At 72.2% G+C, this 15,387-nt stretch carries 13 protein-coding genes; 10 read left to right on the top strand and 3 right to left on the bottom strand.

The genetic code is table 11. From position 1 onward, the window contains the following. Positions 1-2: 2 nt before the first annotated feature. Genes LUTJ29_RS0101820 through LUTJ29_RS0101850 form a run of 7 tightly spaced genes read left to right on the top strand, consistent with a single transcriptional unit; the run spans position 3 to position 5,811 of the window. Entirely contained in the window at positions 3-1,031 is a 1,029-nt protein-coding gene (locus LUTJ29_RS0101820; RefSeq protein WP_027071050.1) for an amidohydrolase family protein, read from the top strand. 2 nt (positions 1,032-1,033) lie between these two features. Further along, positions 1,034-1,717: a 4-carboxy-4-hydroxy-2-oxoadipate aldolase/oxaloacetate decarboxylase gene (gene ligK / locus LUTJ29_RS0101825; protein WP_027071051.1), complete on the top strand. Its 684-nt coding sequence runs from the start codon at positions 1,034-1,036 to the stop codon at positions 1,715-1,717. Between the two features lie 2 nt (positions 1,718-1,719). Next, positions 1,720-2,640 carry a DUF1932 domain-containing protein gene (locus LUTJ29_RS0101830; protein WP_027071052.1) on the top strand — a complete coding sequence of 307 codons (921 nt, stop codon included), beginning with the start codon at positions 1,720-1,722 and terminating at the stop codon, positions 2,638-2,640. Then, complete coding sequence (locus LUTJ29_RS0101835; RefSeq protein ID WP_027071053.1) at positions 2,637-3,542, top strand: amidohydrolase family protein; 906 nt, start codon at positions 2,637-2,639, stop codon at positions 3,540-3,542. The genes LUTJ29_RS0101830 and LUTJ29_RS0101835 overlap by 4 nt, the downstream gene beginning before the upstream one ends. 3 nt (positions 3,543-3,545) lie before the next feature. After that, positions 3,546-3,986 carry a protocatechuate 4,5-dioxygenase subunit alpha gene (ligA, locus tag LUTJ29_RS0101840; protein ID WP_027071054.1) on the top strand — a complete coding sequence of 147 codons (441 nt, stop codon included), beginning with the start codon at positions 3,546-3,548 and terminating at the stop codon, positions 3,984-3,986. Beyond that, positions 3,986-4,843 (top strand): class III extradiol dioxygenase subunit beta, encoded by an 858-nt coding sequence (locus tag LUTJ29_RS0101845; protein ID WP_027071055.1) that lies wholly within the window; start codon positions 3,986-3,988, stop codon positions 4,841-4,843. The genes ligA and LUTJ29_RS0101845 overlap by 1 nt, the downstream gene beginning before the upstream one ends. Next, positions 4,840-5,811, top strand: coding sequence for a Gfo/Idh/MocA family oxidoreductase (locus tag LUTJ29_RS0101850; protein WP_027071056.1), 972 nt, complete (start codon positions 4,840-4,842; stop codon positions 5,809-5,811). Before LUTJ29_RS0101845 ends, LUTJ29_RS0101850 begins: the two co-directional genes overlap by 4 nt. A gap of 203 nt (positions 5,812-6,014) precedes the next feature. Here LUTJ29_RS0101850 and LUTJ29_RS15775 read toward each other — a convergent pair whose 3' ends face one another. The 3 genes from LUTJ29_RS15775 to LUTJ29_RS0101865 all read right to left on the bottom strand — a co-directional run bounded on the left by LUTJ29_RS15775 (position 6,015) and on the right by LUTJ29_RS0101865 (position 10,391). Further along, positions 6,015-6,779: a YggS family pyridoxal phosphate-dependent enzyme gene (locus LUTJ29_RS15775; RefSeq protein WP_051322594.1), complete on the bottom strand. Its 765-nt coding sequence runs from the start codon at positions 6,777-6,779 to the stop codon at positions 6,015-6,017. Between the two features lie 7 nt (positions 6,780-6,786). After that, the gene (hemF, locus tag LUTJ29_RS0101860; protein WP_027071057.1) at positions 6,787-7,716 is read right to left on the bottom strand and encodes an oxygen-dependent coproporphyrinogen oxidase; all 930 of its coding nucleotides are present in this window, start codon (positions 7,714-7,716) and stop codon (positions 6,787-6,789) included. A gap of 311 nt (positions 7,717-8,027) precedes the next feature. Then, the gene (locus LUTJ29_RS0101865; RefSeq protein WP_027071058.1) at positions 8,028-10,391 is read right to left on the bottom strand and encodes a S9 family peptidase; all 2,364 of its coding nucleotides are present in this window, start codon (positions 10,389-10,391) and stop codon (positions 8,028-8,030) included. Between the two features lie 168 nt (positions 10,392-10,559). Here LUTJ29_RS0101865 and LUTJ29_RS0101870 point away from each other — a divergent pair, with 168 nt between their 5' ends. The 3 genes from LUTJ29_RS0101870 (at position 10,560) to LUTJ29_RS18550 (ending at position 15,335) form a co-directional block, all read left to right on the top strand. After that, the gene (locus LUTJ29_RS0101870; protein ID WP_027071059.1) at positions 10,560-10,832 is read left to right on the top strand and encodes a YcgL domain-containing protein; all 273 of its coding nucleotides are present in this window, start codon (positions 10,560-10,562) and stop codon (positions 10,830-10,832) included. Further along, positions 10,825-14,103 carry an ankyrin repeat domain-containing protein gene (locus LUTJ29_RS0101875; protein ID WP_027071060.1) on the top strand — a complete coding sequence of 1,093 codons (3,279 nt, stop codon included), beginning with the start codon at positions 10,825-10,827 and terminating at the stop codon, positions 14,101-14,103. The genes LUTJ29_RS0101870 and LUTJ29_RS0101875 overlap by 8 nt, the downstream gene beginning before the upstream one ends. Positions 14,104-14,810: 707 nt before the next feature. After that, a complete protein-coding gene (locus tag LUTJ29_RS18550) occupies positions 14,811-15,335 on the top strand; it encodes a hypothetical protein (RefSeq protein WP_144774505.1) in 525 nt (174 codons plus the stop codon). Positions 15,336-15,387 lie beyond the last annotated feature (52 nt).

Here is a 15,387-nt window from a genome sequence, read left to right on the forward strand (position 1 = left end):
AGATGATCATCGACATCCACGGCCACTACACCACCGCGCCCAGGGCGCTCGAGGAGTGGCGCAACCGCCAGATCGCGGCGATCGGCGACCCGTCGGCCATGCCCAGGGCCTCGGAGCTGAGGATTTCCGACGACGAGATCCGCGAGTCGATCGAGCACAACCAGCTGCGCCTGATGCGCGAGCGCGGCTCCGACCTGACCGTGTTCTCGCCGCGCGCCAGCTTCATGGCCCACCACATCGGCGACTTCCAGGTCTCCTCGGCCTGGGCGGCGATCTGCAACGAGATGTGCCACCGGGTCAGCCAGCTGTTCCCCGACCACTTCATCCCCGCCGCGATGCTGCCGCAGAGCCCGGGCGTGGACCCGGCCACCTGCATCCCCGAGCTGGTCAAGTGCGTGGAGCAGTACGGCGCGGTCGCGGTCAACCTCAATCCCGACCCGTCCGGCGGCCACTGGACCAGCCCGCCGCTGACCGACCGCAGCTGGTATCCGATCTACGAAAAGCTGGTCGAGTACGACATCCCGGCGATGGTCCACGTCAGCACCAGCTGCAACGCCTGCTTCCACACCACCGGCGCGCACTACATCAACGCCGACACCACCGCGGTCATGCAGCTGATCCAGGGCGACCTGTTCCGCGACTTCCCGACCCTGAGGCTGGTCATCCCGCACGGCGGCGGCGCCGCGCCCTACCACTGGGGCCGTTACCGCGGCCTGGCCCAGGAGCTGAAGAAGCCGCTGCTGCGCGACCACCTGCTCAACAACGTCTACTTCGACACCTGCGTCTACCACCAGCCGGGCATCGACCTGCTGGCCACGGTCATCCCGGTGGACAACATCCTGTTCGCCAGCGAGATGATCGGCGCGGTCCGCGGCATCGACCCGGAGACGGGGCACTACTACGACGACACCAGGCGCTACATCGAGGCCAACACCCGGCTCAGCGCCGGGGACAGGCAGAAGATCTACGAGGGCAACGCGCGCCGGGTGTATCCGCGGCTCGACGCGGCGCTGAAGCGGAAGGGCAAGTGACCATGTACGAACTGGGCGTGGTGTACCGCAACATCCAGCGCGCCGACCGCGAGGTCGCCGACGCGCTGGCCCCGCTGGGCTCGGCCACCGTGCACGAGGCGATGGGCCGGGTCGGCCTGCTCAGGCCCTACATGCGGCCGATCTACCCGGGTGCGCAGGTGTCGGGCACCGCGGTGACCGTGCTCCTGCACCCGGGCGACAACTGGATGATGCACGTGGTCGCCGAGCAGATCCGGCCGGGCGACATCGTGGTGGCCGCGGTCACCGCCGAATGCAGCGACGGCTACTTCGGCGACCTGCTGGCCACCAGCTTCCAGGCCCGCGGCGCGCGCGCGCTGGTGATCGACGCCGGCGTGCGCGACGTGAAGACGCTGCAAGAGATGCAGTTCCCGGTGTGGAGCAAGGCGATCAGCGCCAAGGGCACGATCAAGGCGACGCTCGGCTCGGTGAACATCCCGGTGGTCTGCGCCGGCATGTGGGTGACCCCGGGCGACGTGATCGTGGCCGACGACGACGGCGTGGTCTGCGTGCCGCGCGAGCGCGCCGCGGCCACCCTGGAGGCGGCACGCAAGCGCGAGGCCAACGAGGGCGCCAAGCGCGAGCGCCTGGCCGCGGGCGAGCTGGGCCTGGACATGTACGCGATGCGCGAACCGCTGGCGCGCGCCGGGCTGCGGTACATCGACTGACCATGCGACGGGTCGCGCTCATCGGCTACGGCGAGGTCGGGAAGATCCTGGCCGAGGACCTGCGCGCCGCGGGCGTGCAGGTGCGCGCCTGGGACCTGGCGCTCGCCACCGTTGGCGAACCGCTTGGCGATGCGATGCGCGCGCACGCCGACGCGCACGGGGTGGTGCCGGGCCGCGATGCCGCCGACGCCGTCGCCGGCGCCGGGCTGGTGGTCAGCGCGGTCACCGCCAGCCGGACGCTGGATGCGGCCCGCGCCTGCCTCGCAGGCATGCAGGCGGGCGCGTTCTTCCTCGACCTCAACAGCGCCTCGCCCGGGACCAAGCGTGAGGCCGCGGCCGCCGTCGACGGCGCCGGCGCCCGCTACGTGGAAGGCGCGGTGATGACCTCGGTGCCGCCGCACCGGATCAAGGTGCCATTGCTGCTGGGTGGCCCGCATGCGCGCGCGCTGGAGGCGCCGCTGCAGGCGCTGGGCTTCGCCGCGCGCTTCCACGACGAACGCCTGGGCGTGGCCAGCGCGACCAAGATGTGCCGCAGCGTGGTGATCAAGGGGCTCGAGGCGCTGGTCGTCGAGAGCCTCGCTGCCGCCCGCGAATACGGCGTCGAGGACGCGGTCCTGGCCTCGCTGGAGGAGACCTTCCCCGGCATCGACTGGCAGGCCCAGGCCAGCTACTTCTTCCAGCGCGTGATCGAGCACGGCCGCCGGCGCAGCGAGGAGATGCGCGAGGTCGCCCGCACCGTGGCCGAGGCCGGGCTGGAACCCTGGACCGCCGAGGCCGCTGCCCGGCGCCAGGCGCGAATGGCGGAGCTCGCCGACGCGGGCGCGTTCGGCGAGCGCGGCCAGCCCGGTTTCGCCCGAAGTCCCGACTGGCGCACCGAGGCCGACCGCCTGCGCGCCGCCTGCACCTCCCGAGGAACCCGATGACGTTCGAGAAGACCCCCGGCTGGCTGGACTGGCATCCCGATCCCAGCAAGCCCGCCTTCCAGCTCCCGTCCGGCGCGGTCGACGCGCACTGCCACGTGTTCGGCCCCGGGGACATCTTCCCCTACGCGCCCGAGCGCAAGTACACGCCGTGCGATGCGAGCGCGCAGCAGCTGTTCGCGCTGCGCGACCACCTCGGCTTCGAGCGCAACGTGATCGTGCAGGCCACCTGCCACGGCGCCGACAACCGCGCGATGGTGGATGCGCTGCGCCGCTCCGGCGGACGCGCGCGCGGCGTGGCGACGGTGCGCGCGAGCGTGACCGACGCCAAGCTGCACGAGATGCACGAGGCCGGCGTGCGCGGCGTGCGCTTCAACTTCGTCAAGCGCCTGGTCGACTCCGCGCCCAAGGACGAGCTGGCCTCGATCGCCGAGCGCGTGGCCAGGCTGGGCTGGCACGTGGTGATCTACTTCGAGGCCGCGGACCTGGCCGAGCACGAGGCCTTCTTCGCCTCGCTTCCCACCACCGTGGTGGTCGACCACATGGGCCGCCCGGACGTGGGCAGGGACGCGTTCGGGCCGGAGTTCGACCGCTTCATCCGCTTCATGGCCGACAATCCCCGGGTCTGGTGCAAGGTCACCTGCCCCGAGCGCCTGAGCATCAGCGGCCCGCCGGCGCTCGACGGCGAGCGCAACGCCTACCGCGACGTGGTGCCGTTCGCGCGCCGCGTGGTCGAGGCCTTCCCCGACCGCGTGCTGTGGGGCACCGACTGGCCGCACCCCAACCTCACCAGCCACATGCCCGACGACGGCCTGCTGGTCGATTTCATCCCCCACATCGCGCCCACCGCCGAGCTGCAGCGCAAGCTGCTGGTGGACAACCCGATGCGCCTGTACTGGAGCTGATCCATGCCGCTGGACAAACCCTACCTGGACATTCCCGGCACCACCATCTTCGACGCCGACCAGTCCCGCAAGGGCTACTGGCTCAACCAGTTCTGCATGTCGCTGATGAAGGCGGAGAACCGCGCCCGGTTCAAGGCCGACGAACGCGCCTACCTCGACGAGTGGCCGATGAGCGAGGAGCAGAAGCAGGCGGTGCTCGACCGCGACCTCAACCGCTGCATCGCGCTGGGCGGGAACATCTACTTCCTGGCCAAGATCGGCGCCACCGACGGCAAGTCGTTCCAGCAGATGGCCGGCAGCATGACCGGCATGACCGAAGAGGAGTACCGCGACATGATGATCAAGGGCGGGCGCTCGCCCGAGGGCAACCGCTACCTCGGCGAGGACGGCGACGCGCAGCCGCACCGCCAGCCGCAGGGCGCCGCCGGCGGGGAGGTGCGCTGATGGCCCGCATCACCGCATCGGTCTACACCTCGCACGTGCCGGCGATCGGCGCGGCCCTGGACCTGGGCAAGAGCGGCGAGGACTACTGGAAGCCCGTGTTCGCCGGCTACGACTTCTCCAGGCAGTGGCTGCAAGAGAACAGGCCGGACGTGGTGTTCCTGGTCTACAACGACCACGCCACCGCCTTCAGCCTCGACCTGATCCCGACCTTCGCGATCGGCACCGGTGCGCAGTACGCGCCGGCCGACGAGGGCTGGGGCCCGCGCCCGGTGCCGGTGGTCGAGGGCCATCCGGAACTCGCCTCGCACATCGCCCAGAGCGTGATCCAGGACGACTTCGACCTGACCATCGTCAATCGCCTGGACGTCGACCACGGCCTGACCGTGCCGCTCTCGCTGATGTGCGGGCAGCCGGAGCAGTGGCCGTTCAAGGTGATCCCGTTCGCGGTCAACGTGGTCCAGTACCCGGTGCCCTCGGGCCGCCGCTGCTTCGCCCTGGGCCAGTCCATCCGCCGCGCGGTGGAGAGCTTCGACCAGGACCTCAACGTGCAGGTCTGGGGCACGGGCGGCATGAGCCACCAGCTGCAGGGCCCGCGCGCGGGCCTGATCAACCGCGAGTGGGACAACGCCTGGCTCGACAGGCTGATCGACGACCCGGCCGCCGCGGCGCAGATCCCGCACATCGAGTACGTGCGCGAGGCCGGCTCGGAAGGCATCGAACTGGTGATGTGGCTGATCGCGCGCGGCGCGATGGCCGACGTCGCCGGCGGCCCGAAGCCGCGGGTCGCGCACCGCTTCTACCACGTGCCGGCCTCCAACACGGCCGTGGGCCACCTGATCCTGGAGAACGAACGATGAGCAGCATCAAGGTCGCCCTCGCGGGCGCGGGGGCATTCGGCATCAAGCACCTCGACGCGATCGCCAACATCGACGGCGTGGAGGTCGTGTCGCTGGTCAGCCGCGACCTGGAGAAGACCCGCGCGGTCGCCGCGAAGTACGGCATCGGGCACGCCACGACCGAGCTCGGCGAGGCGCTCGCGCGCCCCGACGTCGACGCGGTGATCCTGTGCACGCCCACCCAGATGCACGCCGCCCAGGCCAAGGCGTGCCTGGAGGCGGGCAAGCACGTGCAGGTCGAGATCCCGCTGTGCGACGCGCTCAGGGACGGCGAGGAGGTGGTGGCGCTGCAGGAGAAGACCGGGCTGGTGGCGATGTGCGGCCACACCCGCCGCTTCAACCCGAGCCACCAGTACGTGCGCCGCCGCATCCTCGCCGGCGAGTACCACATCCAGCAGATGGACGTGCAGACGTACTTCTTCCGCCGTAGCAACCTCAATGCGCTGGGCGAGCCGCGCAGCTGGACCGACCACCTGCTGTGGCACCACGCCGCCCACACCGTGGACCTGTTCGCCTACCAGACCGGCGGCGAGATCGTGCAGGCCAACGCGATCCAGGGCCCGATCCATCCCGAGCTCGGCATCGCGATGGACATGTCGATCCAGCTCAAGAGCAGCACCGGCGCGATCTGCACCCTGTCGCTGAGCTTCAACAACGACGGTCCGCTGGGCACCTTCTTCCGCTACATCGGCGACACCGCCACCTACATCGCCCGCTACGACGACCTGGTGCAGAGCACGGCCAAGGCCGGTGAGCAGCCGGTGGACGTGAGCCGGGTGGACGTGAGCGTCAACGGCATCGAGCTGCAGGACCGCGAGTTCTTCGCCGCCATCCGCGAAGGCCGCGAGCCGAACGCGAGCGTGGCCCAGGTGCTGCCCTGCTACCGGGTCCTGGACCAGCTGGAGAAGCAGCTCGCCGCGGCGCCCTGACGGCGGCGCGGGAATTCCGTCCCCGGCACGCGAACCTCACCGTCGGGCCTATCCCTCCTCGGCCCGGTGTGTCGCCGGTGACGGACGGCGACCGGTCGGGGCGGCTTGATTGCACTGGGTCAAGTCGCCCCGGCCGGCCACGTCGTTCCCGTCGGCCCGCGCCAGCCGTCGCGGGACACGCGCCTCGCGGCGCGCCTGCGCAATCAGCGCGCGTCGCCTTCCCCGGTCCCCGCCGCGCCCGGCCAGTACGCGGCGTCGGGCGTGGGCCGGCGGCCGAAGATCGCGGTGCCCACGCGCACCGTGGTCGAGCCCTCGGCGATCGCCAGCTCCAGGTCGCCGGACATGCCCATCGACAGCTCGGCCATCGCGATCCCGTCCGGCGCCTCCTGGCGCAGCCGGTCGCGCAGCTCGCGCAGGCGCACGAAGCACGGCCGCACGCGCGCCTCGTCGTCGGAGAACAGCGCCAGCGTCATCAGCCCGCGCACGCGCAGCGAGGCGAACGCGGGCAGCTGGCGGACGAACGCCGGCACCTCTTCCGGCGGCAGGCCGAACTTGCTCGCCTCGCCCGAGGTGTTGACCTGGACCAGCACGTCGATCGCGCGCCCCTGCTTCTGCAGCTGCGCGTCCAGCGCCTGCGCCACGCGCAGGCTGTCGAGCGCCTGGAACTCGCTGGCGAAGCGCGCCGCGTACTTGGCCTTGTTGGTCTGCAGGTGGCCGATCAGCACCCAGCGCAGGCCGTCGAGGTCGGACATCGCCTCCCACTTCGCCATCGCTTCCTGGACCTTGTTCTCGCCCAGTTCGCGCACGCCCAGTTCGTAGGCCCGGCGCAGGACCGCCTCGTCGACGGTCTTGCTGACCGGCAGCAGCCGCACGGTGGACGGGTCGCGGCCGGCGGCGCGGCAGGCCGCGTCGATGCGCGCGCGGACCGCGTCGAAGCCGGCCCTGAGGGTGGCGGTATCGGCGGCCATGGCGGCCTCAGGCCCCCGCCAGCCAGTCGCGCGGCACCAGGTAGTCGTGCAGGCGCGCCTCGGCGCTGCCCGGTTCCGGCGCGTAGCCGTACTCCCAGCGCGCCAGCGGCGGCATGCTCATCAGGATCGACTCGGCGCGCCCGCCGCTCTGCAGGCCGAAGTGGGTGCCGCGGTCGTAGACCAGGTTGAATTCGACGTAGCGCCCGCGCCGGTAGAGCTGGAACCGGCGCTCGCGCTCGCCGTAAGGCGTGTCCTTGCGGCGCTCGACGATCGGCAGGTAGGCGTCGAGGAAGCCGTCGCCGACCGCCCGCAGGTAGGCGAAATCCTGCTCCAGGTCGGTGTGCAGGTCGTCGAAGAACAGGCCGCCGACGCCGCGGGTCTCGTTGCGGTGCCTGAGGTAGAAGTACTCGTCGCACCAGCGCTTGTGCGCCAGGTAACGCTCCTGCCCGCCGAACGGCTCGCACAGCGCGCGCGCGGTGCGGTGCCAGTGCAGCACGTCCTCGTCGAAGGGATAGAACGGGGTCAGGTCGAAGCCGCCGCCGAACCACCAGGCCACGGTTTCGCCGTCGCGCAGGGCGCGGAAGTGGCGCACGTTGGCGTGGGTGGTGGGCAGGTAGGGATTGCGCGGGTGGAACACCAGCGACACGCCCACCGCCTGCCAGGACGCGCCGGCCAGCTCCGGGCGCGCGGCCGTGGCCGACGGCGGCAGCCGGTCGCCGGACACGTCGGAGAAGCCGATCCCGGCCTGCTCGAACACCGCGCCCTCGCGCAGTACCCGGGTGCGGCCGCCGCCGCGCAGGTGGCTGCCGGTGTCGCCCGGATCGCGCTGCCAGGCGTCCTCGGCGAAGCGGGCGCCGCCGTCGGCGGCCTCGATCGCGGCGCAGATGCGGTCCTGCAGGCCGGTGAGGTAGTCGCGGATGTCGTCGAATCGGTCCATGCCGACATTCTAGGCGTCGCGCGTGCAGCTGGCATTGCGTCCGGTCAGGCGCGCCCGCCGACCGCCCGCGCTCCTCCGCCCTGGACCCGGAGCCAAGCCGCGCCGTGGACGGCGGGCCTTCTCCGCAAATGTCCCCCGGAATCCGCCTCGGGCGGATTCCTCCTCCTTGAGTTCGCTGCGAAGGCCCGCCGCGGACAAGCCAGCCGGGCCGGACGGAATCACCCCGAACTCTTCGGGCAGGACCGGCTCCGTCCCGAACACGGGCCTGCCTCCGGAACGTCAGCCCGGCTCCCCGGAAACCGGCCGGACACCTACTTGAGGGTGCGCTCGAACAGCTCCAGGATCCGCCGGTACTGGTCGTACCAGGAATCGGACTGCTGGTACGCGTGGCGCTCGAGCGGGTAGCTGGCCATCTCCCACTTGTCCTTGCGCAGTTCGATCAGGCGCTGCGCCAGCACCACCGAATCGCGGTAGAACACGTTGTCGTCCATCATGCCGTGGGCGATCAACAGGTGGTCCTGCAGCCCTTCGGCGTATTCGATCGGCGAGGACCTGCGGTAGGCCTCGGGGTCGATGTCAGGCGTGTTGAGGATGTTCGCCGTGTAGCTGTGGTTGTACTGCGACCAGTCGGTGACCGGACGCAGCGCGGCGCCGGCCTTGAACGTGCCGGGCTTGCGGAACAGCGCCATGAAGGTCATGAAGCCGCCGTAGCTGCCGCCGTAGATGCCCACGCGCTCGCGGTCGGCCTGGCGGTGCTCGACCAGCCAGTCGATGCCGTCGAGGTAGTCCTCGAGCTCGGGATGGCCCATCTGCCGGTAGATCGCCGTGCGCCAGTCGCGGCCGTAGCCTTCCGAGGCGCGGTAGTCGAGGTCGAGCACGAGGTAGCCGCGCTGCACCAGCAGGTTGTGGAACATCTGCTCGCGGAAGTAGTTCGGGTAGCGCTCGCTCACGTTCTGCAGGTAGCCCGCGCCGTGCACGAACAGCACCACCGGGTAGCGGCGCCCGGGCTCGAGCGTCCTGGGCCCGTAGAACTTGCCCCAGATGGTCCCGGCGCCATGTTTCGACGGCACCTGCACGTATTCGGGTTGCAGCCAGTCGAACGCGCGGTATTCCGCGGTGCGGGTGTCGGTGAGGGTGCGCAGGTTGCCGCCGTCGGCGTCCATCACCGCCAGCTGCGGCGGCACGTAGCTCGAGGAGTGGCGCAGCGCGATGCGTGCGCCGTCGGGCGAGGCGACGAAGCCTTCCACGCCGCCGAGGCGGGTGAGCTCGCGCACCTCGCCGCCGCCGGCCGGCACCGCGCACAGTTCATAGGTGCCGGGACGGGCGCGGTTGCAGGTGAACAGGAAGCGGTCGCCGGCCGGCGCCAGCACCGGCTGCGAGACCTCCCAGCGGCCCGTGGTCAGCGCGCGGGCGCGGCCGCCGCGCACGGCGTCGACCGTGTACAGGTGGGCGTGGCCGCTCTCCTCGGACACGAACCACAGCGTGCGCTGGTCGGGCATCCAGCCGAACTCGTTGAACGCCCAGTTGATCCAGGCCTCGTCGTGCAGGCGGTGGCGCGACTGCAGGGCCGGGGACGCCGGTTCGAGCACCGCCAGCCAGCGGTCCTTGTTGTCGACCGAGTGCAGCATCAGCGCCAGCCGCTGCGAATCGGCGCTCCACAGCAGGCCGTCGGCGCCGGTTTCGATCCGCACCGCGCGCGGCCCCTTGACCGGCTCGGCACCGGCGTCGCGGCGCAGCGCGGCCAGCGGGTCGTCGCCGATCCCGGGCAACTGCGCGACCGACACCTCGCGCGGCGTGCCCGACCGCAGGTCGACGATCCAGAACGACTGCGCCCGCGGCAGGTTGCGGCCCACGCGGGTGCGCACCTCCTCGGTGTCCTCGTAGCCCGACTCGGTCAGGTACACCGGCATCCGGCCCGGCTGGCCGCGCTCGTCCTGCTTGCGCTCGGTCACCGCGAACAGCCAGCGGCCGTCGGGCGACAGCGCGGTGGCGACGATCTCGACGTCCTTGCCCAGGTACACCGGCGCCGGCGGGCGGCTCGGATCGGCGCGGCGCCATTCGGCCTCCTGCGCGCGCAGCGCCTCGCGCTTCTCGCGCTCGCGCCGCAGCGTCGCCACCAGCCGCAGCTGGTCCTCGCGCATGCGGTCGGCCTTCGGCGGCCTGCCCGGATCGTCCTCGGCCTTCGGCGCGGCGGCGTGGACCACGACCCCGTCGCCGGCGTTCCAGCGGAACCAGTCGTGGCCGCTGCGCCAGACCAGGCTGCCGTCGCTGCCCCAGCGCGGATCGACCTCCTGGGCCTCGGAGCGGGTCAGCTGGAGCAGGGCGCCGCTGCGCAGGTCGCGCACGAACACGTCGCCGCTGCGCACGAAGGCCATGCGCACCCGCTGCGGGTCGAGCACCGGGTCGGCGCCGTCGATCGCGCCGCGCGCGGCGCCGTCGAGCAGGCGCGCCTGGCCGCCATCCACGGGCTGCGCGTACAGGTCCTGGATCCGGGTGTCGCCGCGGCGCAGCGGGTAGTACACCTCGCGGCCATCCCAGGACCACCATGCCTGCTCGACCGGCGGCCCGATCCAGGACGGATCGGCCATGATCCGGTCCAGGGTCAGCGGTTGCGAGGGCTGGGCCTGGAGCAGGCCGGCGAACAGCAGGCAGCACAGCGGAAGGAATCGGCGCATGTCGGACGGAGTCGGCGGAAAAAACCGGCACAGCCTAGCCGGTTTCAGCCGCGCCCGGGCACCCGCCGGGGGTCGCGGCGGCGGTGCCGCCGCCGCAGCTGAACCGCGATGCGTTCCACGGCGGGCCGGTTTCCCGCACAATTCCGCGAACTGCGACACTGCGCGGACATGCACGCCTACGTTTACAAGAGCCGGCGCCGGGCCGACACCTACGTCTACCTCGACGCGCGCGACGCATTCGACCGCCTGCCCGAGCCGCTGCGCGCGCGCCTGGGCCCGCTGCAGTTCGTACTCGACGTGGCCCTGACCCCCGGCCGCAGGCTGGCGCGCGAGAACCCCGACGAGGTCCGCGCGAACCTGGCTGCCCGCGGCTACCACCTGCAGTTCCCGCCCGCACTGGACGCCGATCCGATGAGCGAGGACTGGGGCACCGATGCCTGAGGCCCGCCCGGACCGCAGGCCTGCGCTTGCCGCCGCGGCGATCGCGGCCCTCCTCACCCTCGCCACCGGCGTCGGCGGCGTGGCCGCTGCCGTGGCCGGCGCGCTCGCCCAGCCGGCGCTGGCGCTGGCGATCCGCGCCCGCAGCGGCCTGCCGCGCCTCGACCGCGCTTCGGCGCTGCGCGACCTGCGCGCGCTGCTGGCGTTGTGGGCCGGCGCGCTGGCGGCCGCGGCCCTGCTCGCGGCCTGGCCGCTGGCCGCGCTGCTGCGCGGCGGCGGGCTGGGCGCTGCGCTCGGCCTGAGCGCGGCCGCGGGCGTGTGCGTGGTGGCGCTGTGGCGCAGCTGGCCGCTGTGGCGCTCGAGCGCGCGCGAAGGCGGGACGCTGGCCGCGCACTGGCAGGCGCTCGACACCCGCGACGCATCCGGCTGGCACGGCCTGGCCGCCGCCGCCTGCGTGGCCGCGATCCTGGGCTCGATCCTGCTGCTGGCCTGGCCCGGGCTGCTGGGGCCGCAGGCGCGCTGGGCCGTGGCCGCCGCGGCGCTCGTCGCCTGGCCGCTGCTGCACCTGCTGCTGCAGCGCCTGCCCGACCCGCCGCTGCTGGCCAGGCCCATCCCGGTGGTCGACATGGAGGGCGAGCCCTCCAGCCTCGCGCCCGCGCTCCCCGAGGGCGACCTCGACCGCGCGCTGTACGCGGCCGCGCGCGCCGGTCGCGTCGACCAGGCGCTGGCCCTGCTCGAAGCCGGCGCCGACGCCCATGCGCTGCCGCTGGAGGACGACCGCGACCAGCGCCCGCTCGCGGTCCTCGCCGCGGTGCTGCCCGACCTGCGCCTGCTGCGCGCGCTCATCGCCGCGGGCGTGGACGTCAATGCCGCGCACGGCGGCCTCAACCCGCTGCTGGCGGCCACCCGCGACAGCTGGCACGGCCGCCCCGAGGCGGTGATGACCCTGCTCGCCAACGGGGCCGACCCGCGCGCCGCCGACCGCGATGGCAATACCCCGCTGCACCACGCCGCGCGCAGTTCCGACCCGGGCGTGGCCGCGCTGCTGCTCGACGCGTCCGCGGCGCTCGACACCCGCAACGCAGACGGCCTCACCCCGCTGGGCGTGGCCTGCGCGGCGGGCAACTGGCGCCTGGCCCGGTTCCTGCTCGAACGCGGCGCGAAGCCCGGCGCCGAGACCGGCACCCCGGCCCTGGTGGCGGCGGCCGGCGGCGACGAGGACGATCCCGCGGGCGTGCAGCTGCTGCTCCGGCACAAGGCCAGGGTCGATGCGCGCGACCGCGACGGCCGCACCGCGCTGCACGTGGCCGCGTTCCAGGGCCACGCCGCGATCATCTCCGCGCTGCTCGACGCCGGCAGCGACGTGCACGCGCGCGACGCGGGCCAGGCCACGCCGCTGCTCGAGGCCGCGCGCGGCGGGAGCCTGGCCGCGTTCGAGGCCCTGCTCGCGGCCGGCGCCGATCCCGAGGCGGTGGATGCGCACGGCCGCCATGCCCTGCTGCTGGCGTGCGCGGCGGAGGTGCCCTCCTCGGCGCTGGTCGCGCGCCTGCTCGAACTCGGACTCGATCCCGCGCGCCGCGACCGCGACGGCCGCAGCGCGGTCGAGGTCGCCGCCGGCGCCGGCCGGTGGCGCCTGGTCGCCCTGCTCGACCCGGCCTACGCGCTGCCGGCCAGCGTCCAGGCCGATGCCGGCGAGGCGCCGCCGGCCGACCGTGCGCCGCTGGTGCTGCTGCGCGAAGGCCTCGACGCCGGACGCTACGAGGACCTCGAACGGGTCGCCGCGCTCGTCCCGCCGGCCGACCTCGGCGCGCTGCTCGCCACCGACGGCGAGCTGCCCACCCCGGCGCGCATCGACTGGCTGGTGGCGCAGGGCGCCGACCTCGAGGCCCGGGACGGGGACGGCGACACCGCGCTGTTCCGCCTGCTCGCGCGCGGCCCGGCGGCGGCGCCGGCCATCCAGGCGCTGCTGCGCCACGGCGCCTCGCCCGCCGGGCGCGGCGGCCTGGCCCGGTTCCTGGCCGCCTGCGTCGATGGCGACCAGGCCGGTCGCGCGCTGGAGCAGTGCGCGCTGGACCTGCTCGACGCCGGCGCGGATCCGTTCGGGCCCTCGGACGCGGGCGATCCCGCGCTGTCGCTGGCCGTGCACCTGGGCTGGGACCGCCTGATCGACCGCCTGCTCGAGATCGGCGTCGATGCCGACGCCCGCGACGCGCGCGGCATGACCGCGCTGCACCTGGCCGCGGCGCTGGCGCGCGAGGGCGTGCTCAAGACCCTGGTCCGCCACGGCGCGGCGATCGACCTGCGCGCCCAGGATGGCCAGACCCCGCTCGGCGTCGCCCTGGCCAGCGGCCGCCGCGACCTCGCCGACTGGCTCGACTGGCGCGGCTGGCCGCTGCCGCGGCGCATGCTGCAGCCGGCCGACCTGCCGGCCGCGGCGATGGCCGGCGACGTGGACGCGGTGCGCCGCCTGCTCGACCTCGGCCTGCCGCTGGAAGCGGTCGACGCCCAGGGCTGCACGGCCCTGCTGCGCGCCTGCGGCGGCGGGCATCGCGCGGTGGTCGACCTGCTGCTGGCGCGCGGCGCGCATCCGCAGCACGTGGCCCACACCGGCGCCACGCCGCTGTCGGCGGCGGTGAGCATGCGCCACGTTGAGATCGTCGACCGCCTGCTCGCCGCCGGTGCCCAGCTCGAACAGCGCCTGCCCGGCGAGGTCACGGTGCTGATGCTGGCGGCGGCGCTCGGCCTGCCCGAGATGTGCGCGCGGCTGATGACCGCCGGCGCCAACGTGCACGCCACCGATGCCCAGGGCCTGACCCCGCTGCACTGTGCCGCGCTGTACGGCTTTACCGCGCGCGACCGCACCCGCCTGGTGGCGCTGTTCGACACCCTGCTGCTGGCCGGCGCCGAGGTCGATGCGGTCGCCGCCGGCGGGGTGACGCCGCTGCTGCTGCTGCTCGGCGCGCGCGCCGAGCCGGGCTCGGCCTGCGACGAGGACGTGCTGATGGAAGTGGTCGGGCAGCTGCTCGACGAAGGCGCGAGCCTGGACGCACGCGACCCGCGCGGCTTCGGCCCGCTGCACCTGGCCGCGCTGCACGGCCTGCTGCAACTGACCCGGCGCCTGCTGCGCGCCGGCGCCGACCCCGAGGCGCGCGACGCGCTCAACCGCACGCCGCGCGAGATCGCGGTGATGCGCGGCTTCGTCGACGTCGCCCACGAATACGTCCCGGCCCCGAGCGGCGTGTCGATGGCCCGGTTCCTGCGCGACCGCGGCTGAAGCAGGACATCACTTCGCGATGTCCCTCCATCTTGCAAAGCACCACTAGCCCGGCATCGTCGATTCTTGCCCTGCGCGCTGCCGACGAATCGCGCTCAACCCCTGGCGATCACATGGTGCCCACGCTTTCATGGTTGACTTTGCACTGTTTCAAACGCCACTAGCCCAATTTGGTCCCGATGTGGCGTCGATCTCGGCCGATGGGCCGGCTGTTGACGACCAACAGTCTTGCCAGAATCTCAAGGCAGGAAGGCCGCCGGGCTGCAGTGCGACCACTCCACCGCCATCACCTGGCATCAACGTTCCCGGCCAAGCTGCTTGGCAGGCCAGCGGATGCGGTACGGGTGGGTTGGCGAACGTCTTCTTGGACGTGGCCCTCCGCCTGGCGGCCAGCAATACGTATTCCCGTAATCTGGACGCTCCTCATCCTGGAGTCAGCTTTCTTGGTGCACGCAACTCGCACGATATGTGCTATGCGGTGGCTACGCCTAAAGGCACATGTGACGATCAGTTCTTCACGGCCATGGGAGGCGCATGTGCAGGACACGGGACTGCATGTATGGACTGGGCCCACGCTTACCGTGGGGGTGTGGGCGTCTCCAATGCAGCCCAGAATGCGTACAACAATTCTTCGTCAAAGCGGACTTGCGCACTTTGGGCGATGGATATGCGCGACAACATGTGTCCGCAATGAGGAGGATGCCGACATGATCAGAATCAAGACGCTCGTCGTCGTTCTTCTTGTCGTCTGTATTGCAGCGTGCGGCGGGGAGAAGGTTGGTGCTGTCTCTCCTGCTACTCGCGGAGGCGACGGCCAGCCCGTGCAAGCAACGGCCCCCGCGGAGTCCAATGACCGTACTGCGTCGATGGACGGCGGACACGCGGGGCAAACCGAGTCAATCACTATTCCGAGAGAATATGTGCTCGGAAGATCGACTGTTGTCCTGGAAGGCGAAAGCTGGCGGGAACTGCTGGACAAGTTGCCGGTTTCCCAGCGGGAGATGCTGCAAGACAGGAATGCAGCCTATTTCGGTTCGCTGGAGTTTTCCGACGCGGAAGAGTGGAAGACGATGGCGCGACAAGGCTTTCCGCTGCCGGAAGACTGGATCGATGCCAGCACAATGAGCAGCGACGAGCTCAAGCGCATGGCCGAGCGAGGCAGTACGAAGGCACGGATGCTGTATGCGGATCGCATGATCGACGAGGCAATTGGGCACCTGCCGGTGCGGTAGCGCGATCCCGGGGCCTACGACCACGGCCCTGGTGGTGCCGCCGCAATCCAGG

It is taken from the genome of Luteimonas sp. J29 (genome assembly GCF_000472505.1).
Lineage (GTDB): Bacteria > Pseudomonadota > Gammaproteobacteria > Xanthomonadales > Xanthomonadaceae > Luteimonas.